This window comes from Nocardioides sp. Z43_10 (assembly GCF_059766615.1).
Map to the genome: position 1 here is coordinate 104,916 of NZ_JCBAJY010000008.1, position 21,341 is coordinate 126,256.

Sequence of the window (21,341 nt, forward strand, 5' to 3'; positions counted from 1 at the left end):
GGTCAGGCCTCAGTTCTTCCGGATGACCGGCGCGTGGCTGCCGGTGAGGAGGAGGCGCACCGCGGCCCAGGCCTCGGTGAGGGCGCGCTTGATGCCGTGGAGGTCGTCGCCCAGCAGTCGCACCCAGACGCCGGCGTCCCCGGGAAGCGCACTGACACCGAAGACGATCCCGGCGGTGGCGGCGGGCTCCAGCGTGCGGTGCAGCAGGTCGGCGACCTCGTTGACCGGGGCTCGTGCGGTCAGCACATAGAGCATCGACAGCACGTCGTGGTCGTCGAGCACGGCGAGGCCACCGGTGACGCCGTCCCTCGGGGTCAGCCGCACTCGGTCCAGTGCCACCATCGTGGCGTCGGGGCGGCGCACCTCCAGGTCGGTGGCGAGCACGGAGTACTGGTGGCGCTCGTCGCGCGCGAGCCGTCCCGACACCAGCGTCTCGCCGAGGACGAGGGTGCCTGTGGGATCCAGCGTCACCTGGGTGCGCTGGTAGAGGCGGGCATCGGCGAACGCGATCACCGGGTCGGGCAGGTACTCCACGAACGCGTCCGCGCCGACGGTGATGTTCGTCTGGGCAACGGCGTAGTCGTGCTCCATCTTCAGCACCTTGGTGTACGCCGCCGTGGTCACGTGCGCGGACGTCCCCGGGCCGAAGACCAGGTCGGTGCGCAGCCGGTCGCCCTGGACGATCCCCGGACCGGTGGACATCAGGTAGGTGTAGGCCATGTCCGGGCGCGCGGGGTCGTAGTAGAGCGGGTGCATGATCTGCAGCGGGGACTTCTGGTAGTGCCCGACGAGCTCGGTGGCGCGCTCGGTGCGCGCGAACTCGAGCTCTAGCAGTCCGACCTTGCCCGGGCTGCCCGAGGGCAGGGTGTCGGGTACGCCGTCGAAGCGCGCCACCTCCGGCGGCACTCGGGCCGGCAGGTAGTGGGCCGGGTCGAGGCGGGGCCCGCCGTACCGGGGCGTCACCGGCGTGACCGGCGTCACCGGCGTCACCGCGGTCACCGGCACCGCGGCGGCAGCGGTCACGGAGGTCATCGCGTCAGCGCCGTGGGCCGCGCGTTCCACATGGCCAGGACCTGATCCTGCAGGGCGTCGACGCCCTCGCCTGTCAGCGAGTTGGTGAGGATCACCGGCCGGCCGTCGCGCACCCGGATGGCGTCGGACTCCATCACGTCCAGGTCGGTGCGGACGTACTGGGCGATGTCGATCTTGTTGATCACCAGGATGTCGGAGTCGGTGATCCCGGGCCCGCGCTTGCGGGGCATCTTCTCGCCCTCGGAGGTGTCCAGGACGAAGACGAACACGTCGGCCAACGCGGGGGAGAAGGTGAGCGTGAGGTTGTCCCCGCCCGACTCGTAGAGCAGCGTGTCCACCTCGGGGTGGCGCTCGAGCATCTCCGCGCCCGCGGCCAGGTTCATCGTGGGGTCGTCGCGTACGGCGGTGTGCGGGCAGGCGCCGGTCTCCACGCCGACCACCCGATCGGGGTCGAGGATGCCTGCGAGCTCACGGCGTACGTGCTGGGCGTCCTCCTGGGTGTAGATGTCGTTGGTGATCACGGCGGGACGCCGGCCGACGGCCAGGAGCCGAGGCACCAGCGCCTCGGTGAGGGCCGTCTTGCCCGAGCCCACCGGTCCGCCGATTCCGATCCGCAGCACGTTCTCGCTCATGGGTCCACCTAGTCGTTGTCGTCGATCGGTTGTCGTGGGAGGCGCTTCAGCTCGCGAAGAGGCGGGCGTCCGCGCGTTCGTGCTGGGCGGACATCGCGTCGGCCATCGGCACGCACCCGCCCATGTCATCCAGGTCGCGGTGCACCGCGTCGGCGGTCGCTTCCTCGATCACCGGTCCGACGGCGTGGAGCACTACCTGGACCTTGCGGTGATCGAGCAGCCGCAGCCGCAGCGCCGCCCCGAGGAAGCTGACCGCGAACGCGGACATGTCGGAGGCGACTGCCTGGTGCAGGCCGACCCCGGTGGCGGCGTAGGCCACCGCGGTGGCCACCGGCTGGCACCCCGGCGTCTGCTTGGCCCGCACCGTGCGCTGCCAGCGTTCGAGGTCGGGGCCGCCGAAGGTCTCGACGGCGAGGTCGGTGAGCTGGTGTCCGCTGCGCACCGAGGCGCGGCGCATCTCGGCGTTGAGCTTGGCGGCGAACAACATCTGGTCCACCAGTTGCACCCGAGCCCAGTCCGCCGCGGTGACCGCCTCGTGGGCCCGGGCGAGCGCGGTGGCGTCGCCCGGGCCTACGGAGTGCAGCAAGATACCGCTCAGCAGAGCCTCGACCTGCTCGCCGGTGACCGCGCCCGCCTGGCTGTAGCCCTCCAGCCCGTGCGACATCGTGTAGAAGCCGCTGGGGAAGGCGGAGTCCGACAGCTGCAGGCTGACCAACAGGTCGCGGACGTGGTTCGCCGTCATTGAGGTGTCCTCAGGCCAGGAAGAAGAGCTGGTTCAGCGGCAGCGACTGAGCCGGCTCGATGTGGGCGGGCTGGCCGTCGAAGGTGACCTTGTAGGTCTCCGGGTCGACCTCGATCTGCGGCAGCGCGTTGTTGCGGATCATGTGCGCCTTGCCGATGTTGCGGCACCCCTTCACCGGCAGGACCTGACTCTCCAGCCCCAGCTGCTCGGGCACGCCGGCAGCGATCGCGGCCTGGGACATGAACGTGATCCGGGTGGTCCGCTGCGACTTGCCGTAGGCCCCGAACATCGGCCGGTACAGGACCGGCTGCGGGGTCGGCAGGGACGCGTTGGGGTCGCCCATCTGCGCCCAGCTGACGATGCCGCCCTTGATCACCATCTTCGGCTTCGCGGCGAAGTCGGAGATCGGCCACAGCACGAGGTCGGCCACCTTGCCGGTCTCCAGGGAGCCGATGTGCTGGCCGATCCCTTGGGCGATCGCGGGGTTGATGGTCACCTTGGCCAGGTAGCGCAGCACCCGGAAGTTGTCGTTGCCTTCCGCGTCCTCGGCCAGCTTGCCGCGCTTGTCCTTGCTGTGGTGGGCGGTCTGGAAGGCACGCGTGACCGACTCCCCGATGCGGCCCATCGCCTGGGAGTCCGAGGAGAACATCGAGATGACGCCCTCGTCCTGCAGCACGGTCTCCGCCGAGATCGTCTCCGCGCGGACGCGGGAGTCCGCGAACGCGACGTCCTCGGGGATGTCGTGCGAGAGGTGGTGGCAGACCATCACCATGTCGAGCAGCTCGTCGACCGAGTTGACGGTGTAGGGCAGCGTCGGGTTGGTCGAGGACGGCAGCACATTGGCGTGACCGGCGAGCTTGAGGATGTCGGGTGCGTGACCGCCGCCGGCGCCCTCGGTGTGGTAGGTGTGGATGGTCCGCCCGGCGATCGCCTCGGCGGTGTTCTCCACGAACCCGGACTCGTTGAGGCTGTCGGTGTGCACCGAGATCTGCACGTCGTACTCGTCGGCCACCGACAGGGCGGTGCTCAGCGCCGCGGGAGTGGTGCCGTAGTCCTCGTGCACCTTCAGGCTCGACGCCCCGGCGAGCAGCTGCTCGATGAGCGGCCCCGGCTGGGAGCAGTTGCCCTTGCCGTGGAAGCCCATGTTGACGTGGACGTCCTCGGCGGCCCCGATCATCTTGTGCAGGTTCCAGGGGCCAGGGGTGGTGGTCACGCCGTTGGTCCCGTCGGTCGGGCCGGTGCCGCCGCCGAAGAGCGTGGTGATGCCGTTGGAGAGTGCCGCCTCGGCCTGCTGCGGGGAGATGTAGTGCACGTGCGGGTCCATCGCGCCGGCGGTGACGATCAGGTGCTCGCCGGCGAGGAGCTCGGTGCCGGCGCCGACGATGAGGGCCGGGTCGACCCCGCTCTGCAGATGCGGGTTTCCGGACTTGCCGATCCCCGCGATCTTGCCGTCCTTGATGCCGATGTCGCCCTTCAGGACTCCCAAGATCGGGTCGAGGATCACCGCGTTGGTGATCACCAGGTCCAGGGCGCCCTCGGCGCTCGTGGTCTGCGGGTCGGCACCCATGCCGTCACGCGCGGTCTTGCCGCCGCCGTAGACGATCTCGTCGCCGTAGTGACCCTCGTTGAAGTCCTTCTCGATCTCGATCACCAGGTTGGTGTCGGCGAGCTGGACGCGGTCGCCGACGGTGGGTCCGAACAGGTCGGTGTACTGCTTGCGCGCGATGATGGCCATCAGTTCTTGCCCTTCTTGGTCGAACCCTTGGCGGAGGTCGAGCTCTTCGGCTCGCCGTCCTGGAATCCGCGCTCGCGCATCAGCTTCAGCGCCGCGGTCTTGGTCGCCGGGAGGTCGAGGCCGCCGTTGACCAGGCTGTTGAAGCCCCAGACCCGCCGGGATCCGGCGTAGGCGGTGAGGGCGACCTCCCGGGTGTCGCCGGGCTCGATCCGCACGCCGGTTCCGGCGGGGACGTCCAGGTGCATCCCGTAGGCCTGCTCGCGATCGAAGAGCAGCGCGCTGTTGACCTCGAAGAAGTGGAAGTGGGACCCGATCTGCACGGCCCGATCGCCGGTGTTGCTCACGGTGATCGTGACGCTCGGGCGACCGGCGTTGATCTCGATGTCGTCGTCTCGGTGGTTGTACTTGGGGCTGCCCAGCATGGGGGATCCCTCCGTCTTCGGGCGCGCTGAAGACCGCGCTCCCGCGGGCGTTCAGTGGGGCGAGGCCAGGGCCTCGTCGGGGGACGGACCGCTCGTCGGCGGCGTCTCGTGATGTGCGTGATGATCAGCGTGGTGATGGTGGTGCTGGGCTCCGTCGCCACCCTCGAAGGCGTGCGAGTGGGCGTAGCCGTGGCCATGGTCGGCCAGGAGACCGGCGGCGATGCCGTCGCGGCCGTGGCTCAGCTCGTGCTCGGCGTCGGCGACGCGTCGGCGCACCACGTCGAGCATGGCCTGCTCGGAGAGCAGTGGGCCGAAGAAGTACGTGTCGGCGGGCAGGTCTCGCGGGGCGGTCCGGGCGAACCCGGCCGGCACCACGACCACCTCGGGGGCACCCAGCTGCCGAACGCGTCGTACGGCGTGCGCCAGGTCGGCGTGGTCGGCCAGGCAGGCCACCCCGACCTCGACGCCGGCCCCGTGGGTGCGTACCAGGTGCGCCACCCGGTGCAGGTCGGCGTCGTCGAACGGGTCGGCCGCTGGCGCAGCGATCAACACCGCCGCGCCGGGGTGCTGCTGGGCCGTCCGGTTGGCGGCGCGGCGCAGCCACGAGACCAGGTGGTCGGGGGTGCCGAAGTCGGCGCACAGGGCCAGCCGACCGGCTCCGGCGCCGGTCGCGAGCCAGCTGAGCGTCTTGGCGGTGTCGGCGACCATGCGCGGGTCCCGGCCCCAGGTCATCGGCAGCACAACCGCCTTCGCCTCGGTGGCCAGGATCGTGATCAGGGCATCCTGCAGGGCGCGCCCGGACGGGGTGACGACGGCCTCGGGCAGCAGCTCCAGCAGCGGCGCGAGATCAGCGGCCTGGCCGCTCTCGTGTCCGCCGACGAGAACGGTGGTGACCGGGTCCTGCCCGCCCGAGAGGCGCATGGGTCACGCGGCCACGGGGTCGTGGCACGAGACGAGCTTGCTGCCGTCGACGAAGGTCGCCTCGACCTGGAGCAGGGAGAGTCGCTCCCGCACGCCGTCCATGCAGTCGGCCTCGGAGACCACGTGCTTGCCGAGCTCCATGCACTCGGCGACCGATTTGCCGTCGCGCGCGGCTTCCAGGATCGCCTCGCAGATCAGTGCCTGCGCCTCGCTGAGGTTGAGCTTGGTGCCACGATCTCGGCGGCGGCGGGCGAGGTCGGCGACCTGATAGATGTACAGCTTGTCGAGCTCTCGAGGAGTCAGGTTCATGGTTTTCGACGACCTTCCGCGTAGAGGCTGGCCGGCACTCCCAGTAGTGGGTGTGTCCTAGATCACGGTACCCGCAATCGTGACTTCGACAAGTCTGGCCAGATCCCGATCGTTTGTGTGCTAATGGCTTGTATGTCACTGCCGCGCACCGGACTGCTCCGCTATACGGGCGGTTAGCCCGTCTCGATGGAGAATCTCTGGTTGGCTCTCGGGATCGTCGTCCTCGCGGCGACGCTGCTCGACGTCTTCCTGACGGCCCTCAACTTCGACGAGGCGGGGTTCATCGCGGGCCCGCTGAGCCGGATCCAGTGGCGTGTGCTGCGCCGGTTCACCCGGCGCATGCCACGGCGCTGGCGCCCGGTCGCGTTGCGCCAGGTGACCGGGCTGCAGATCGTCGTGATCATCACTGCCTGGCTGTTCGGCGTGATCCTCGGCTTCGGGATGATCTACCGGGGACTGATGTCGCGCGCGGCGTTCTCGGTGTCAGGCACGGACGCAGGTCTCACGCTCTTCGACGCGCTCTACTTCAGCGCGGCCCAGATGGCGACCGTCGGCGGCTCCTCGCTCACCGCCGAGACCGACCTGCTGCGGTTCCTCAGCGTCGCGGAGACGTTCAGCGGCGTCATCCTCGTCTCGCTCATCCTCACCTTCCTCCTCGGCGTCTACTCGGTCATCGACGACCTCAACGCCCTGTGCCGCCACTTCTTCACCGCCGAGCGCGGGGCGGGTTCGGTGCCGGCGAGCCTGGTGCCGTTCTTCCGTGCCGGCGAGCCGAGCGGCCTCGACGGCCATCTCGACGGCATCGCCGACTCCTTCTCGTCCTACGTGGACGGGATCCGGCTGCACCACGCCGCCTACTACTTCCAGAGCGGGCGGGACCAGTTCGCGTTGCCCTATGCCGTGCGGATGCTCGGGGGGACCATCGGCGCGTTGCGCTGGGGCCTGCCCACCGGGCACCCGGCCTCGACGGAGCCGGGCCTGGTCCCGCTGACTTTCCAGTTCCTCGAGTTCGGGGAGTACCTCGAGCGGACCGTGCCGTGGAAGAACCTCGCGGTGCCCGAGGTGGTGGCCCTCGAGGAGTTCACTCGGATCGCCCGCGCCACCGGGCGTCACACCGAGGACGTGTGGGTCGCCCGGTTCCTGCAGCTCGACGCCGCCATGGCCCGGCTGGCCGGGATCGAGCCGCTCGCCGACCCCGACGACGCCTACCGGCGCTACAGCGGGTGGCTCCCGTTCGCCTTCCGCGCCGAGCAGATCACGCTCGCGGTCAGCGACGACCTCGACTACCAGCCGGTCATCGTCTCCACCCGGCCGGTGTCGCTGCTGCGCCCGGACGACGCACTGATACGCCGCACCGTCGAGGACGGCCTGGCGCCGGCCCAGCTCGTGGTGCGCGAAGACCGCACCCGGATGTGGCGACTGCCTGCATTCCTGCGCCGGCACCTGGCGCAGACCGACCCCGGCTATGCGCGGCTGCGGATGGCCGGGCGGGCAATCATCGCGGCCGTCGCAGCGGTCGCGCTGCTGTTCGTCGTCTTCGAGGTGGTGGAGCGGACCGCGGTCGAGCCGGCGGTGTTCGGGGGCTTCGTCGCGATGCTGAGCTCGAGCTCCGCCGTCGGACGGACGCCGCGGGAGCGTCGGATCACCAGCATCGTGGTGGTGGTGCCGATCGTGGCGGTCGTGCTCCTGGGCGCGCTCGCGACTGAGGCCGTGTGGCTCACCGACGCCCTCCTGGTGCTGGTCGCCGCCCTCGCCGTCTGGGCCAGGCGCTACGGCCCGCGGGGGATGGCCCTGGGGCAGGCGGCGTTCATGGTCTACTACTTCGCGCTGATCCTGCGCCTGGAGCTCTCCGACGTCCTCGACTACGTCCTCGCCGCCGCGGTGGGGGTGGGTCTGGGATTCCTGGTCAACCACGTCCTCGTCCCGGAACGCCCGAAGGCGGTCCTGCGCAGCGGCCTCCAGGGGTTCTCCGGGCGCCTGGTGTCGTCGATGGACGTGCTGCTCGACGCCGTGTCATGGGCTCGTTGGGACCACGACATCCGCAAGCACGTCGAGTTCGAGGTGCAGGAGGTCCGCCACCACGCGGCTTTCGTCGGGGGACAGCTGAGCGCCGACGAGAAGGTGATCGGCGTTCCCGCCGAGCGGGCCGCCGCGCTGCGGTTGCGACTCTTCGACACCGAGCTCGCCTTGATGAGCCTCGTCTCGGCAGCCCGGGAGCTCGCCGGCGTCAGCGTCTCCCTGGAGGCGCGAGCCCGGTTGGCCGGTCGCATCGAGCTGTTGCAGGCCGACCTGGCCGAGCTCGCCGCACCACCCGCATCCGGTGCCGGGCACTCCGACGCGGCCCCGGCAGAGCCGGCGCGGTGGACCCACGAGGACCCGCCGCCAGCCTGGCCACGCGCCGCCCGGATTCTCCACCAGTCCATCGACGAGATGCACGAGGTGGCACGGACGCTGCGGGCTGCCGCAATCGCCGCTCTTGACCCCGCGATCTCCTACGACGTCCCGCTGAGCGCTGAAGAGCAAGAGGACGAGCACGAGGCGGTGGCGGACACCACGGGGATGCCGGTGTTGAGCGAGGCATCGGCCGGTACGGCGTCGTCGGGCCGCCAGCTTGCCGCGCCGGAGACCCATCGAGCCGTCCAGGCGGGGGTGACCACCGCGGTGTCGCTGGGCGTCGGTTGGCTGGTCTCCTCGAGCCACCAGTACTGGGCGACGCTGTCGGCGTACCAGGTGCTCGGCGACACCGACGGCGAAACCTTCTTGAGGGGCGCTAGGCGCGTGGTGGGCACGGTCTTCGGGGCGATCGTCGGCTTCGGGATCGCTCTGTCCGGCGCGGGGATCACCGCAGTCCTCCTGCCGCTGCTGGCCGTGGCCGTCTTCGCTTCGACCTACTACCGGCAGGTCGCCCCGGCGATGTCGACCTTCTGGACCACGATGATCTTCGCGTTGCTCTACGACTACCTCGGCGGTCTCACCACGCTGGCGCTGGAGCAGAGGGTGCTCGAGACCATCCTCGGAGCGCTCGTCGCCCTCGGTGTCGCTGCCTGGGTACTGCCGGCGCACACCAGGACCGTGCTGGACAAGGACGTCGCCGTCCTGGTTCGCGACGTGGACGCGATCGTCGCCGCAAGCATGACTCGACTCTCCGGGGGGTCCAGCAGCGCGCTGCCGGCCTTGCGGCAACGGCTGCTCACGACCAGCCAGCACGTGCGCACGATCACCGCCACGGCCGAGCCGATGCGGCGAGCACCCGGCGCGCTCGGTCCTGGCGGGATCGAGGGGCGGCTGACCGCTTTGTGGTCGCTGACCAACCACACGCGGCGCCTGGTCCGCGCGGCCGAGCGTGCGGTGGCGGCCGGAGTCGGGCCCGACGCCCAGGACTGGGACGGCCTCAGCCGGGCCACGAGCCAGAACGTCGCGGCCTTGGTCTCGGGCCTGGAGGGAGAGCTGCCGGGTGGTGTGGTGCCCGAGGTGGCCCAGTTCGAGGTCGATCGGTCCACTCCGGCGGCTCGAGCCGTCGATGACGTGGTGCGCGAGTTGGCGCGGGTCAACCAGACCCTGCTGGCACTGTTGGAAGCGGCCTCACCCGGCGCCGTGAGCGTCGCCGATCTCAGACAAGCGGAAGGGACGGGCGTGTGATGTCAGATGCGGCGAGCTCCTCGGGGAGCCAGGCACGACGAAAGCGGTCCCCACGACCGGCGTACCTGCAGGCCCCCTCGATCGGGCTGGTGCTGCTGGGAGGCGGCATCGGGGCGGGATGCCGCGAGGTCCTCTCGCGCGAGATACCCAACTTCGACGGAGTTCCGGTGGTGGTCCCCGTGGTGAACCTGATCGGCGCCTTTCTGCTCGGGCTGCTCTACGAGGGCCTCACCCGCAGGGATCCTGGGCGCACGCGGACCGCCCAGCTCAAGGCTCTGCTCGGGACCGGCTTCTGCGGCGGGCTGACCACCTACAGCTCGCTGGCGACCGATAGCGCGGTGCTTCTCGACGATGGCCGGATCGGTGTCGCGCTGGCCTACGCCCTGGGGACGGTGGTGATCGGCGCCGGCGCCACGATCCTCGGCATCGCGGCCGGGGCGCGGCTGCGGCCACGACCGACCGGCACGGAAGGGGTGGGCGCATGAGCCTCGGTCTGTATCTGCTGCTGATCCTCGCCGGCGGCATCGGCGCCTCGTTGCGCTACGTGCTGGACGGCCTGATCAAGGAGCGCACGACGAAATCGGCCTTCCCCTGGTCGACGGCGCTGATCAACCTGACCGGCTCGCTCGCGCTCGGCTTCCTCACCGGGCTGGTGGTCGACCGAATCGCCGACACCGATGTCAGCGCAGTCGTCGGCACCGGTCTTCTCGGGGGGTACACGACCTTCAGCACCGCCAGCTACGAGACCGTCCAGCTCGTGCGGAAGAAGCGCCTCGGGCTGGCGCTCGCCTACGGGATCGGGGTCCTGGTGGCCGGTGTGGGGCTGGCGCTCCTGGGCTACTACTACGGATCACGGTTGTAGACGAGCCTCAGGGCTGATCCGGCGAGCCGCTCCAGTCGGGGAACTGAGGCGGCTCGCCCAGCGCCCTCGCCTTGTCGTTGGTGATGTCGACGACTTCCTGGGCGATGTCGCGGAGCTTGATGTTGCTGGTCTGCGACGCGCGGGCGAGGAACTGGAAGGCGCGCTCCTGATCGATCTGGTAGCGCTCCATGATGATGCCGGTGGCCTGCCCGATGATCTTGCGGGAGCCCAGGGCCTGGTTCAGCTGGTTCTCCTGGCGAGAGCGGCCCAGCGCGATGGAGGCGTGGGTCGCGAAGAGCTCGGCGAGGTGGACGGCGTCGGGGTGGATGGTGTCGGACTCGGTGGAGCAGAGGTGGAGACCGCCCATGGTCTCCCCCTCGGTGTAGAGGCGCAGCGCGAGCTGCGAGCGCAGCCCCAGCCTGACCGCCTCGGGTATGTAGCGCGGCCAGCGCGTGTCGTGGCGGGCATGCTCGACGAGGACCACAGGGGCGCTGTACACGGAGTCGACGCAGGGCCCCTCGCCGAGGCGGTACTGCAGCTCATCGAGCTCCCACACCAGCTGGTCGGTGCCCGACATCGTCTCGATCCTGCCGTCGCGGTGACTGATCGAGATGCCGACGTGGTCGAAACCCGGGAGCGACAGCAGGGCGGTGTGGACGATCGTGTCGAGAGTGTCCTCGAGGGTGCGTGGACTGTTGATGGCCTTGGCCGCTGTGGCCAGTGCGTCGGCGATCTGGGTGGCGGGCTGTTCGGTCATAGACGTCTCCGGAGTGCCCCAGACGAAGCGCTCGACGAGACACGTGACGGCTGGCGACGATGGGCCCGTGCTGTGGACTCGCCCCCACCCTACGCCGCTCCGGCCGCATCCAGAGGCGACCGGAACCCCAGTGTGCGCCTTGATCCCCGGCCTAGAGTGGCTACAAGACGTCAAGCCCTCGGCGTCGCGTAGCCCACGCATGGTCGAGGAGCGTAGCGATGGCAGAGTCCACGCCTTCCGGCAACGAGATCGATCAGGCGCTGGTCCACCACTTCATCCGGTTCGCCGGCCACCGGCCCAGCGACGAGGAGCTTCGCCGCTACCTGCAGACGAGCGAACGCCCGCCGTACAAGCTGTCGGCGCGGGTCCGGCGCCAGTTTGCCCACTGGATCGTCCGTTCGTGAGCGCCGCCGCTGGATGAGCCGGCGTCCCGCTGAGCAGGAAGTCGTCCTCGCGGCACCGTGCGTCTCCTAGGTTGGCGTGACCCGCCTCACAGAGGTCCGCCTGGAAAAGGAACTCGATGCACAAGCCCGGCCACATCGTCACCTGCGCGCTCGCTGCCCTGTCCACACTCGCGCTCGGCCTGCCGGCGACGGCGGCTGCGCCGGCTTCGCCGACACGCCAAGCCAGCAGCCCGACCGAGTCCAGCACGGCAGTCCCGAAGGAGATCGAGGTCGTCCGCACTGCCGGCGGCAGCTACTCGGTGACCTGGAACGGCGCAGGGAGGCACCGCGTCTACGCCAGCACCAAGGCCGCGAACCCGTCCAGGAGCGGACAGCTCGTCGGCACGAGCAAGTGGGGCTCGCTCAGCGTCAAGGGCCTGAGCGATGGGGCGCGATGGTACTTCGAGATCGCCTCACCGGCAGCGGTGAAGGCCGCTCGGGTGACCAAAAGGGTCCGCCGGAACGGCAAGACCAAGGTGGTCAGGACGATCAGGGACGTCAGGGGAGTCGTCGCGGCGACGCGCGGCCTGGGACTCGACAGCGTCAGTAACGCACGCGACCTCGGCGGGCTCGAGACGGTGGACGGACGCTCGATCCGTTGGGGAGTGCTGTTTCGCAGCGAGGCGGTGACGGCTCCGACCGTCCGCGACCAGGCGATCCTGGCGAAGTCGAGGCTGCAGCGCTCCGTCGACTTCCGCTCCGCCTCCGAGGTGGCCAAGAACGGCGCGAACCGATATCCCGCCTCGGTCACCGAGCATTCGGTGGGTTTGCTCGACGCCGCCACCGATGCGCTGTCCCTCGCCATCCAAGGTGCCCTTCGCAGCGGCGACCCGCAGGTCGTCCGGGACCTCCTCGGTGACGGCAAGGCCGAGAGGATCGCCCGAGACGGTGTGGTCGACCTGGTGCTCAGCCAGGCCGGTCGTGACGGTTTCGCCCAGATGCTGCGCGTGCTGGCCAAGGACAAGGGGGTTCCCCTGATCTTCAACTGCACCGCCGGCAAGGACCGCACGGGTGCCTTCGCTGCCATCGTGCAGCGGCTGCTGGGCGTCTCCGAGCGCGACGCCATCACCGACTACGAGCTGTCCAACGTCTACCGCAGGTCCGCCAACGAGGCGACCTACACGCGTCTGGAGGCCATCGGGGTGGACCGCCGGATGCTCGAGCCGCTGCTGGAGCAGGACGGCGACAACCTGGCCAGCCTGTTCCGCGCCATCGACGAGGCGTACGGCAACCTCGACCGCTTCCTGACCCGGGGCCTCGGCCTGGACACCAGGACGATCAGGGCGATCCGGGCGAACCTGCTGATCTGAGGTGACTCGTCGGCTCCGCCGGGGAAGAGGGGGACTCCACGTCGCGTTGACACGGGCGTGAGGCTCTCGTTGCTCGACCGGTCCAGGACCCGCGCCGGCCTGCCCGAGGCGGAGGCGCTGACGGAGACGGTGGCGCGCGCCGTGCACGCCGAGGAGGTCGGCTACGAGCGCTACTGGGTGGCCGAGCACCACGGCGTTCCTGGGATCGCGTCCGGTGCACCGGCGGTACTGCTGGCCGCCGTCGGCGCACGCACGTCACGGATCCGGATCGGGTCGGGTGGGGTGATGCTGCCGCTGCACCAGCCGCTGGTGGTCGCCGAGCAGTTCCTGGTCCTGGACGCGCTGCATCCTGGCCGAGTCGATCTGGGGCTGGGCCGCTCGCTCGGCTTCACCGCACCCGTACGTCGTGCGCTGCGACGCGACGTCGACGCGCCGGACTCCTTCGAGCACGACCTGGAGGAGCTGCGTGGCTACCTCGAGGGCAGCGCCGAGGTGACGGCGCGTCCGGCCACGCGGGGGCGGGTCCCGATGCACCTGCTCGCCACCGGGCGCGGGGTCGACGTGGCGGCACGTCTGGGGCTCCCGGTGGTGGTGGGCGGTCCGATCCTCGACTCCGACGAGCTGCCCGAAGTGCTGGGTCGCTACCGGCGGCAGTTCCGTCCGCACCTCGACAGCACGCCGCGGGTGACGATCTCGCTGGACGTCCTGCTCGCCGAGGACGACGCCACCGCCCGCGAGCTGGCGCTTCCGGAGGCCTGGGCGATGGCGATCTCGCGTCGCGACGGGGAGTTTCCCCCGCTCGAGCCTGCGGCCACCATCCGGGCCAGCACCTGGTCGGCGCAGCTCGCGCGGCGAGTCGAGGCCTCCCTGGAGCGTGCCGTGGCCGGCGGACCAGCGACCGTGCGGGGGCGCCTGGGCCCCCTGATCGAGCGCACCCACGCCGACGAGCTGATGTCGAGCGCCTCGACGTACGACCGTGACGCGCTGCTCGCCTCCGACACGATGCTGCGTGATCTCCTTCGCTGAGCCCACCGTGGCCTGAGGCGGCGTGAAAGGGTCGCCGGGTGGAGTGGCAGCGAGACGCGGTGGGGTTGCTTGCCGGATTCCTGCTGGCGGTGGTGACCTCGCCGGTCGGCGTCTCCGGCGCGGTCTTCCTGCTTCCGGTGCAGCTGAGCGTCCTGCAGGTCGCCCACCCCCAGCTCACGGCGACGAACCTGGTCTTCAACGTGGTCTCCGGCCCCGGGGCGTTGATCCGCTACGCGCGGCAACGCCAGCTCGAGTGGATCCTGATCGGCCGCCTGACGATGGGGTCGCTGCCCGGCGTCATCCTCGGCGCCGTACTGCGTGTGTACGTCGTCAGTGACCCGCTGGTCTTTCGGCTGCTCGCGGCAGCGGTGCTGCTGCCGACCGGCCTGGTCATCCTGCGTCGCAGGCGGACACCCTCCCGGGCGAGGCCGCCGCTGCACCCCCGAGCCGTGACGTCGCTGGCCTTCGTCGTCGGCGTGGTCGGGGGCCTGTACGGCCTCGGCGGCGGCTCCCTCCTCGGGCCGATCCTCGTCGGATCGGGGATGTCCCTGGCGGTCGTCGCACCGGCCGCTCTGGTGAGCACCTTCCTCACCTCCGTGGTGGGCGTCGCGACGTTCGCCGTCCTTGCCACGGGTGCCCCCGGCAGCGTCGGCCCCGACTGGAGCCTGGGCGTCGCCTGTGGCCTCGGTGGGCTCGCCGGCGGGTACCTCGGTGCCCGGTTGCAGCCCCATCTGCCCGAGCGGCGCCTGCGCGACCTGCTCGGCCTGCTGGCGGTCGGGCTGGCGCTGATCTACCTCGTCCAGGCCGCGGTGGGACCGATCGAGCGCTGACGCCGACCCCGCGCCATCATGAGGTCGACGACCGCCGTCAGGGGAGGGGAGCGAACCGCCGTGGAGAGCTCGACCGAGGTGCCGGCGACCGGGACGCCTCACGACGACGGCGCCTGGGTGCTGACCGGGGGCCGCGAGCCGCTGCACCTGCAGGTGCAGGCTGCCCTGGAGAGCGCACTTCGTCGGGGTGACTTCCCGTCCCACCGACCCATTCCCTCGAGCCGCCTGCTGGCCGAGAGCTTCGGGGTCTCGCGGAGCACGGTGCTGACCGCGCTCGACCGGCTGGTCGCGGTCGGCCTGCTCACCAGCCGACCGCGTTCGGGGTTGTACCCGGTCCTGTCCACAGGCCAGGGCGGGCCGGACGCGGGGGGAGCCCTCCCACCGAGCCCGGACCTGGGCCCCGCACCCTCGCCGGTCCAGTGGGCGGATCACCTGCTGACCCAGCGGGACCCGTGGCAGGCGAAGTCCGTCAGCGACCCCGACTACGCCGAGTACCCCTACCCGTTCCTGCCCGGACAGCTCCTGCCCGGGAGCTTCCCGGCGCGGGCCTGGCTGCGCGCGACCTCGCAGGTCTTCGACCGGGCGAACATCCTGCACGGACTGCGCGACTCCGCCGACGCCGACGACCCGCTGCTGGTCGAGACCCTGATCGCGCACGTGCTGCGACGCAAGGGCATCGAGGCCACGCCGGACCAGGTGCTGATCACCTCGGGAGTCCAGCAGGCCCTCTCGCTCCTGGCCGGGGCCCTGCTGGATCGCGGTCGCACGGTGGCGGTGGAGGACCCGGGGTACGTGGACGCCGCGCGGATCTTCTCCAGGACCGGCGCGCGGATCGAGCTCTGCCCCGTCGACGCCTCCGGGGTGCTGCTCGACGACCGCGCGGAGGTCGACGCCGTCTTCGTCACCCCGGGACATCAGCATCCGACGAACGCGACGCTGTCGGCCAGGCGTCGCGCCGAGCTGCTGCGACAGGCGCAGCTGCGCGACTTCATCGTGATCGAGGACGACTTCGACTCCGAGCTGCGCTTCCGGGGCGCCCCGACGCTCTCGATGCGCGCCAACGACCGGACCGGCCGGGTCGTGTACCTGGGGACGTTCTCGAAGTTCCTGGCGCCGGCTCTCCGGCTCGGATACGTGGTGGCGCAGGAGCCGCTGATCGCCGAGCTGCGCGAGCGCCGCTACCTGGCGACCAAGCATCCCTCGGGCATCGACCAGCGGGCGTTGGGCCTGTTCATCGCCTCCGGGGAGTACGACCGGGTGCTCGCCAAGCACCGCCGCTTCCTCAAGCGCAACTGGCAGCTGGTGCGCGAGGCACTGGCGGCGCACTTCCCGTGGCCGGTGGATGACATCCCCGAGGGCGGGCTCAGCCTGTGGGTCACCGGCCCCGCCGGCTTCGACGCCGGCGCCATGGCACGCCGGGCGCGTGAGCTCGGCGTCCTCGTCATCCCCGGGGAGCGCTACTACCTGCGTGCCGACCCACCGAGGAACTCCTTCCGCCTGGGGTTCAACTCGATCAGCCCGGACCGGATCGACGCCGGGATCCGTCTGCTCGCCCAGGCCGCTCGGGAGGTGGGCCTGCCGGGCTGATCACGCCCGGTGGACGACCTGGGCCGAGGTCTGGTCCCGAGCCAGCATCAGGATCTGGTCGATGTTGACGTGGGAGGGGCGGGTGACCACCCACCGCACGGCCTCGGCGACGTCGTCGGCGCTGAGCGGGGTGACCCCCGCGTAGACCGCGGCGGCCTGGTCGGCGTCACCGCGGAATCGCACCAGGCTGAAGTCGGTGTGCACCATGCCGGGGTCGATCTCGCACACGCGCACCGGTTGCCCGAGCAGCTCGATGCGCAGCACCCGGGTGAGCGCCGCGACGGAGTGCTTGGCGGCGTTGTACCCGGCCCCGCCCCGGTACGGTTCCCGGGCCGCGATGGACCCGATGTTGACCACCTGGCCGTCGCCGGAGGCTGCCAGGCGCGCCAGCAGGGCCTTGGTCATCCGCAGGGTGCCGAGCACGTTGGTCTCGAACATCCACCGCCAGGCATCCACGTCGGCCTCGGCGACCGACTCGGTCCCCAGGGCGCCGCCGGCGTTGTTGACCAGCACGTCCACGGGTCCCACCGCGTCCGCGAACGCGTCCACGGAGTCCTGGTCGGTCACGTCGAGAGGCAGCGCTCGGCCGCCGCACTCGGCAGCCACCTCGGTGAGGCGCTCGAGGCGCCGTGCCCCGAGCGCCACGTCGTACCCGGCGCGGGCCAGGGCTCGGGCGGTGGCCGCCCCGATGCCGCTGCTGGCCCCGGTGATCACGGCGACGGGCTTGGTGCTGGTGTTCATGGGTCTCCTATTCGGTGATGCTCGCGGATGCGTCGCTGTGCACCGCGTCGGTGTAGTGGGCCACGTCAGCGGGGGCGTCGATCTCGCCCTGACGAGCCAGGAAGGCCGCGGTGTCGGCCATCACCTGACCCAGCTGCCCCCCGAAGTAGGTGTCGAGCTGCTCCTGGGCGGTGAGGTAGGTGGTGCCGGCGAGCTGGGTCTCGACCACGGAGAGGTCCGCGCCCATCTCCACCGCGAGCGACTCCGCCGCCAGCGACGGGTCCTCCTGGATCAGCTTCACCGCCCAGTCCTGGGCGCGCGTCCAGGTCTCGAGGAAGGCGGGGGTCTTCTCGAGGAACGCCGCCGAGGCGACGCTCAGGTCGAAGGTGGGAGCGCCCATCTCGGCGACCTCCTTGCCGGAGAGCAGCTTCGTCCCGTCGGCGAGCAGCTCGCCCAGGGTCGGGTCCCAGATGTAGGCGGCGTCGATCTGGTCGCCCTGCCAGGCCCCGACGATCGCCTCGGGTGCGAGGTTGATGATCTTCACGTCGCGGGCCGGGTCCAGACCGGCGTCGTCGAGGGCGGCCAGAAGGCTGAAGTGGGCGGTCGAGCTGAACGGCACGCCGATGGTGGCGCCCTTCAGGTCCGCGACCGACGTGACCGACGGGTCCTTGGCGACCAGCGCCTCGGCCTCGCCGATGACGTCCTGGACCCAGACGACCCGTACGTCGAGGTCGAGTGGCGCGGAGACTGCCTTGACCGCCGGGCTCGAGCCGACGGTGCCGATGTCGACGGAGCCCGCCGCGAACGCCTGGACGACGTCGCCGCCGGAGGCGTACTGGTTCCACTCGATCTGCGCCTTGGGCAGGCAGGCCTCCAGGATCTGCTGGTCCTTCACGACGAGGTCACCGACCGGCAGGATCTGGAAGGCCACCCGGATCTTCCCGGTCACGGTCTCGTCGGCCTGCCACGGACACTCGGTCGCGGACTCCGCGTTGGCCTTTTCGGTGGCCTGCTCACTGGAGGTGCAGCCGACGCCGAGGGTGCAGGCGGCGATCGCCAGGGACAGGCCGGCGAAGCGGGAGAGGGTCATCGGTGCGCCTTTCGTAGGGTCACTGGGGGAGATCCTGCGCCGCGTAGATGGCGCTGGAGATCTTGTCGCGCAAGGCCACGAACTCGGGTAGCGAACGGAGCTCGGCCCCGACCTCCGGGCCGGCGAGCGCGACCCTCTGATCGAGGATCACCCGCCCGGGCCGGGCGCTCATCACCAGCACCCGGGTGCCGAGGAAGATGGCCTCCTCGACGCTGTGGGTGATGAACAGGACGGTGTTCTGCTTCTGTCGCCAGATCTGCAGCAGCTCGGTCTGCAGGCGCTCGCGGGTGAGTGCGTCCAAGGCGCCGAACGGCTCGTCCATCAAGATGATCTCGGGATTGTTCGCGAGGACGCGGGCGATCTGGCAGCGCTGCTGCATGCCGCCGGACAGCTCGTAGGGCTTGCGTTCGAGGAACTGCTCGAGCCCGACGAGGGTCAGGAAACGCTCGGCGAGGGCACGTCGCTCCGCGGCCGGGACACCGCGCAGTCGCGGTCCGAGCTCGACGTTGCGGCGGACACTGAGCCAGGGGAACAGGTTGGGCTGCTGGAAGACGACCCCGCGGTCGGGTCCGGGGCCGGTGACGGCGCGGTCGCCGACTTGGAGCTCCCCGGTGGTGGGGGCCAGGAAGCCCGCCACCAGGTCCATCAGGGTCGACTTGCCGCAGCCCGAGGGGCCCACGATGCAGACGAACTCGCCCGGCTCGATGACCAGGTCCATCGTGGAGACGGCGCGGACCGTGTCGCCGTTGTCGCTGGTGAAGTCCTTCGTGACACCGGTCAGGGTGATGCGTGGTGCGTCGGCGGTGGGCAGGGTGGCGGGCATGGACATGGCGGCCTCTGTCGGGTGGGCGGCGAGCATCGACGGGGAGTGGCGGTACGGGGGAGTGGCTCAGCTCTTGGCCTTGCCGTGCCAGGGGACGAGCAGGCCGCCGAGGAACCGCAGGGCGGTGTCGAGGGTGATGGCCGCGATCCCGATGACGACGATGCAGGCCAACACCAGCGGGGTCTGCAGCTGGGTCCCGGAGATGTAGGCCAGGCCGCCGATCCCGGGGATCCCGTTGTTGAGCTCGGCGGCCACCACCGTGGTCCAGGCGAAGCCGACCGCGATCCGCACGCCGGCGACGATGTCCGGCAGCGCCGAGGGGAGGACCACGTGCACCAGCACCTGCCAGCGCGAGGCGCCCAGCGACTCGACGGCGTGGATGCGTGAGGGGTGGATGCCCCGCACGCCGGCGATGGTGGCCATCGTGATCGGCGGGAAGGCCGCCAGGAACAGCAGCCAGATCTTCGAGACGTCGCCGATGCCGAACCAGACGATCAGCAGGCCGATGTAGCCGAGCGGGGGCAGCGAGCGCAGGAAGTTGAGGTAGGGGTCGAGCACCCTGCCCAGGCGGTGGACGGTGCTCATCGCGAAGCCGAGCGCGATCCCGAACACGACGGCGGCGCTCACCCCGACGCCGATGCGCTGCAGGCTGGCCAGCAGGTGCTCCCACATGAAGTGGTTCTGCGCTCCGCACGCCACGCGGTCAGAGCCCGCGCTCACCGGGTTGCACGTGTTGGCCTCCACGAAGGCCGACCAGACCGCGCCCGGGCCGGGCAGGATGAGGGCGTCGACCAGGTCGGCAGCCGTGACACCCCACCAGATCAGCAGCAGGCTGCAGAACCCGGCGAGATGGACACCCGCTCGGCGCAGTCGGGGGACCCAGCGCGCCGGGCGCCGCGGAGGCGCCGAGCCGGGGGAGGTGGTCTCGGTGGACGCGGGGACCACGAGCGTGCTCATGCGGGGGCGCCGGCGGTGAACTCGTCGGCGACACTGAGCGCCTCGTCGAGGATGGCCAGCCCCTCCTTCGCCTCGATGTCGCTGAGGTTGAGCGGTGGCGCGAGGTGGATGCGGTGCATGTTGTTGAACACCAGCAGGCCGGCCTCGCGTGCCGCGCTCAAGGTGCGCGCCACGGCCGGGCTCGACCCGCCGTACGGCGCCAGCGGCTCCTTGGTCGCCCGGTCCCGGACCAGCTCCAGGGCCCAGAACGCGCCCAGCCCGCGCACCTCGCCCACGCTGGGATGCCGGGCGCCGATCTCGGCGAGCGCCGGGGCGAAGACCTCGGCGCCCAGGCGGGCGGCGTTCTCCACGACGTGCTCGTCGGTCATCGCCTGGATCGTGGCCACCGCAGCGGCGCAGGCCAGCGGGTGCCCGGAGTAGGTCAGGCCGCCGGGGAACGGACGGTGGTCGAACGTGCGGGCGATGGAGTCGCCGATCAGGACCCCGCCGAGCGGCACGTAGCCGGAGTTCACTCCCTTGGCGAACGTGATCAGGTCCGGGGTCACGTCATAGTGCTCGACGGCGAACCAGCGACCGGTGCGGCCGAAGCCGACCATCACCTCGTCACAGATCATCACGATGCCGTAGCGGTCGCAGATCTCCCGCACCCCCGCCAGGTAGCCGGGAGGGGGCGGCATCACGCCCGACGTGCCCGGGACGGTCTCGAGGATCAGCGCCGCGAACGAGTCGGGGCCCTCGAAGCGGATCAGCTGCTCGAGGTGCTCCAGGGCCCGGGCCGACTCCTCGGCCTGGCTGGTGGCGTGGAACTCCGTGCGGTACAGGAAGGGCCCGAAGAAGCGGACGGTCCCCGAGGTGCCGCGGTCGCTGGGCCAGCGCCGCGGGTCGCCGGTGAGGTTGATCGCGGTCTCGGTCGCCCCGTGGTAACCCCGGTAGGCAGCCAGGACCTTGTGCCGCCCGGTGTGCAGTCGCGCCATCCGTACGGCGTTCTCGACGGCCTCGGCGCCACCGTTGGTGAAGAACACCATGTCCATGCCCTCAGGTGCCGCCTCGGTGATCAGGCGGGCGGCCTCGGAGCGTGCCGCGTTGGCGTGGGCGGGCGCGATCGTGCACAGCTGAGCGGCCTGGGCCTGGACGGCGGCGACGACCTTCGGGTGCTGGTGGCCGAGGTTGGTGAAGACCAGCTGCGAGGAGAAGTCGAGGTAGCGGCGGCCGTCCGCGTCCCACAGGTACGAGCCCTCCGCCCTGGAGACGACGAGGGGATCGAGCTCCTTCTGGGCGCTCCAGGAGTGGAACACGTGACGCCGGTCCAGCTCGTAGGTTCGGCGGCCGGCCGGGTCGGCGGGGGCAGGCATGGCGGTCTCCTCGGGGTCGGCCCCCGCTGTTCTGCTACCAGCGGCCGGCCCCTTGATCCTGGGAGATCCGGAGGCGGCGCAGAAGATCCAGCGCTCGAGCCCTTTTGCGCACCAGCCGCAACACCACGGCAACCTTGTGTCCCACCTGTTAC

The 21,341-nt window shown here is 70.7% G+C and carries 21 protein-coding genes; 8 read left to right on the forward strand and 13 right to left on the reverse strand.

Going from position 1 to position 21,341, the window contains the following annotated elements; genetic code table 11:
- Positions 1 to 9: 9 nt before the first annotated feature.
- From AC6EI4_RS15405 to AC6EI4_RS15435, 7 genes are read right to left on the reverse strand one after another with little or no spacing between them, the layout of a single operon-like run.
- Positions 10 to 1,032: an urease accessory protein UreD gene (locus tag AC6EI4_RS15405; protein WP_498451995.1), complete on the reverse strand. Its 1,023-nt coding sequence runs from the start codon at positions 1,030 to 1,032 to the stop codon at positions 10 to 12.
- Positions 1,029 to 1,664, reverse strand: a complete 636-nt coding sequence (gene ureG, locus AC6EI4_RS15410; protein WP_498423801.1) for an urease accessory protein UreG — start codon at positions 1,662 to 1,664, stop codon at positions 1,029 to 1,031. Before ureG ends, AC6EI4_RS15405 begins: the two co-directional genes overlap by 4 nt.
- A gap of 46 nt (positions 1,665 to 1,710) precedes the next feature.
- On the reverse strand, positions 1,711 to 2,406 hold the full coding sequence (locus AC6EI4_RS15415) for an urease accessory protein UreF (RefSeq protein ID WP_498423802.1): 696 nt from the start codon (positions 2,404 to 2,406) through the stop codon (positions 1,711 to 1,713).
- A 10-nt stretch (positions 2,407 to 2,416) separates the two neighbouring features.
- Entirely contained in the window at positions 2,417 to 4,141 is a 1,725-nt protein-coding gene (ureC, locus tag AC6EI4_RS15420) for an urease subunit alpha (RefSeq protein WP_498423804.1), read from the reverse strand.
- Positions 4,141 to 4,563 carry an urease subunit beta gene (locus AC6EI4_RS15425; RefSeq protein ID WP_498451996.1) on the reverse strand — a complete coding sequence of 141 codons (423 nt, stop codon included), beginning with the start codon at positions 4,561 to 4,563 and terminating at the stop codon, positions 4,141 to 4,143. The genes ureC and AC6EI4_RS15425 overlap by 1 nt, the downstream gene beginning before the upstream one ends.
- Before the next feature lie 51 nt (positions 4,564 to 4,614).
- Positions 4,615 to 5,484: a sirohydrochlorin chelatase family protein gene (locus AC6EI4_RS15430; RefSeq protein WP_498423806.1), complete on the reverse strand. Its 870-nt coding sequence runs from the start codon at positions 5,482 to 5,484 to the stop codon at positions 4,615 to 4,617.
- A gap of 3 nt (positions 5,485 to 5,487) precedes the next feature.
- Entirely contained in the window at positions 5,488 to 5,793 is a 306-nt protein-coding gene (locus tag AC6EI4_RS15435; RefSeq protein ID WP_498423808.1) for an urease subunit gamma, read from the reverse strand.
- Between the two features lie 186 nt (positions 5,794 to 5,979).
- Here AC6EI4_RS15435 and AC6EI4_RS15440 point away from each other — a divergent pair, with 186 nt between their 5' ends.
- Genes AC6EI4_RS15440 through crcB form a run of 3 tightly spaced genes read left to right on the forward strand, consistent with a single transcriptional unit; the run spans position 5,980 to position 10,294 of the window.
- The gene (locus AC6EI4_RS15440; RefSeq protein ID WP_498423809.1) at positions 5,980 to 9,432 is read left to right on the forward strand and encodes an FUSC family protein; all 3,453 of its coding nucleotides are present in this window, start codon (positions 5,980 to 5,982) and stop codon (positions 9,430 to 9,432) included.
- Positions 9,432 to 9,917 carry a fluoride efflux transporter FluC gene (locus tag AC6EI4_RS15445; RefSeq protein WP_498423810.1) on the forward strand — a complete coding sequence of 162 codons (486 nt, stop codon included), beginning with the start codon at positions 9,432 to 9,434 and terminating at the stop codon, positions 9,915 to 9,917. Before AC6EI4_RS15440 ends, AC6EI4_RS15445 begins: the two co-directional genes overlap by 1 nt.
- Complete coding sequence (gene crcB / locus AC6EI4_RS15450) at positions 9,914 to 10,294, forward strand: fluoride efflux transporter CrcB (protein ID WP_498451997.1); 381 nt, start codon at positions 9,914 to 9,916, stop codon at positions 10,292 to 10,294. Before AC6EI4_RS15445 ends, crcB begins: the two co-directional genes overlap by 4 nt.
- 7 nt (positions 10,295 to 10,301) lie before the next feature.
- Here the strand turns inward: crcB and AC6EI4_RS15455 are convergent, their stop codons facing one another.
- Positions 10,302 to 11,051 carry a GAF and ANTAR domain-containing protein gene (locus AC6EI4_RS15455; RefSeq protein WP_498451998.1) on the reverse strand — a complete coding sequence of 250 codons (750 nt, stop codon included), beginning with the start codon at positions 11,049 to 11,051 and terminating at the stop codon, positions 10,302 to 10,304.
- Between the two features lie 218 nt (positions 11,052 to 11,269).
- On the opposite strand from AC6EI4_RS15455, the gene AC6EI4_RS15460 reads away from it, so the two are divergent.
- The 5 genes from AC6EI4_RS15460 (at position 11,270) to AC6EI4_RS15480 (ending at position 16,247) form a co-directional block, all read left to right on the forward strand.
- Positions 11,270 to 11,455 carry a hypothetical protein gene (locus AC6EI4_RS15460; RefSeq protein WP_498423815.1) on the forward strand — a complete coding sequence of 62 codons (186 nt, stop codon included), beginning with the start codon at positions 11,270 to 11,272 and terminating at the stop codon, positions 11,453 to 11,455.
- Positions 11,456 to 11,571: 116 nt separating this feature from the next.
- The gene (locus AC6EI4_RS15465) at positions 11,572 to 12,804 is read left to right on the forward strand and encodes a tyrosine-protein phosphatase (RefSeq protein WP_498423816.1); all 1,233 of its coding nucleotides are present in this window, start codon (positions 11,572 to 11,574) and stop codon (positions 12,802 to 12,804) included.
- A 57-nt stretch (positions 12,805 to 12,861) separates the two neighbouring features.
- Positions 12,862 to 13,830 (forward strand): MsnO8 family LLM class oxidoreductase, encoded by a 969-nt coding sequence (locus AC6EI4_RS15470; protein ID WP_498451999.1) that lies wholly within the window; start codon positions 12,862 to 12,864, stop codon positions 13,828 to 13,830.
- A gap of 38 nt (positions 13,831 to 13,868) precedes the next feature.
- Positions 13,869 to 14,660, forward strand: coding sequence for a sulfite exporter TauE/SafE family protein (locus AC6EI4_RS15475; RefSeq protein ID WP_498452000.1), 792 nt, complete (start codon positions 13,869 to 13,871; stop codon positions 14,658 to 14,660).
- A gap of 60 nt (positions 14,661 to 14,720) precedes the next feature.
- Complete coding sequence (locus AC6EI4_RS15480; RefSeq protein WP_498452001.1) at positions 14,721 to 16,247, forward strand: aminotransferase-like domain-containing protein; 1,527 nt, start codon at positions 14,721 to 14,723, stop codon at positions 16,245 to 16,247.
- Here AC6EI4_RS15480 and AC6EI4_RS15485 read toward each other — a convergent pair whose 3' ends face one another.
- The 5 genes from AC6EI4_RS15485 to AC6EI4_RS15505 are packed head-to-tail and all read right to left on the reverse strand — an operon-like array spanning position 16,248 to position 21,189.
- Entirely contained in the window at positions 16,248 to 16,988 is a 741-nt protein-coding gene (locus AC6EI4_RS15485; protein ID WP_498452002.1) for an SDR family NAD(P)-dependent oxidoreductase, read from the reverse strand.
- A gap of 7 nt (positions 16,989 to 16,995) precedes the next feature.
- The gene (locus tag AC6EI4_RS15490; RefSeq protein ID WP_498423823.1) at positions 16,996 to 18,057 is read right to left on the reverse strand and encodes a taurine ABC transporter substrate-binding protein; all 1,062 of its coding nucleotides are present in this window, start codon (positions 18,055 to 18,057) and stop codon (positions 16,996 to 16,998) included.
- A 19-nt stretch (positions 18,058 to 18,076) separates the two neighbouring features.
- Entirely contained in the window at positions 18,077 to 18,886 is an 810-nt protein-coding gene (locus tag AC6EI4_RS15495; protein WP_498423825.1) for an ABC transporter ATP-binding protein, read from the reverse strand.
- A gap of 60 nt (positions 18,887 to 18,946) precedes the next feature.
- On the reverse strand, positions 18,947 to 19,837 hold the full coding sequence (locus tag AC6EI4_RS15500; protein ID WP_498423826.1) for an ABC transporter permease: 891 nt from the start codon (positions 19,835 to 19,837) through the stop codon (positions 18,947 to 18,949).
- Positions 19,834 to 21,189, reverse strand: coding sequence for an aspartate aminotransferase family protein (locus AC6EI4_RS15505; protein ID WP_498423827.1), 1,356 nt, complete (start codon positions 21,187 to 21,189; stop codon positions 19,834 to 19,836). Before AC6EI4_RS15505 ends, AC6EI4_RS15500 begins: the two co-directional genes overlap by 4 nt.
- Between the last annotated feature and the right edge of the window lie 152 nt (positions 21,190 to 21,341).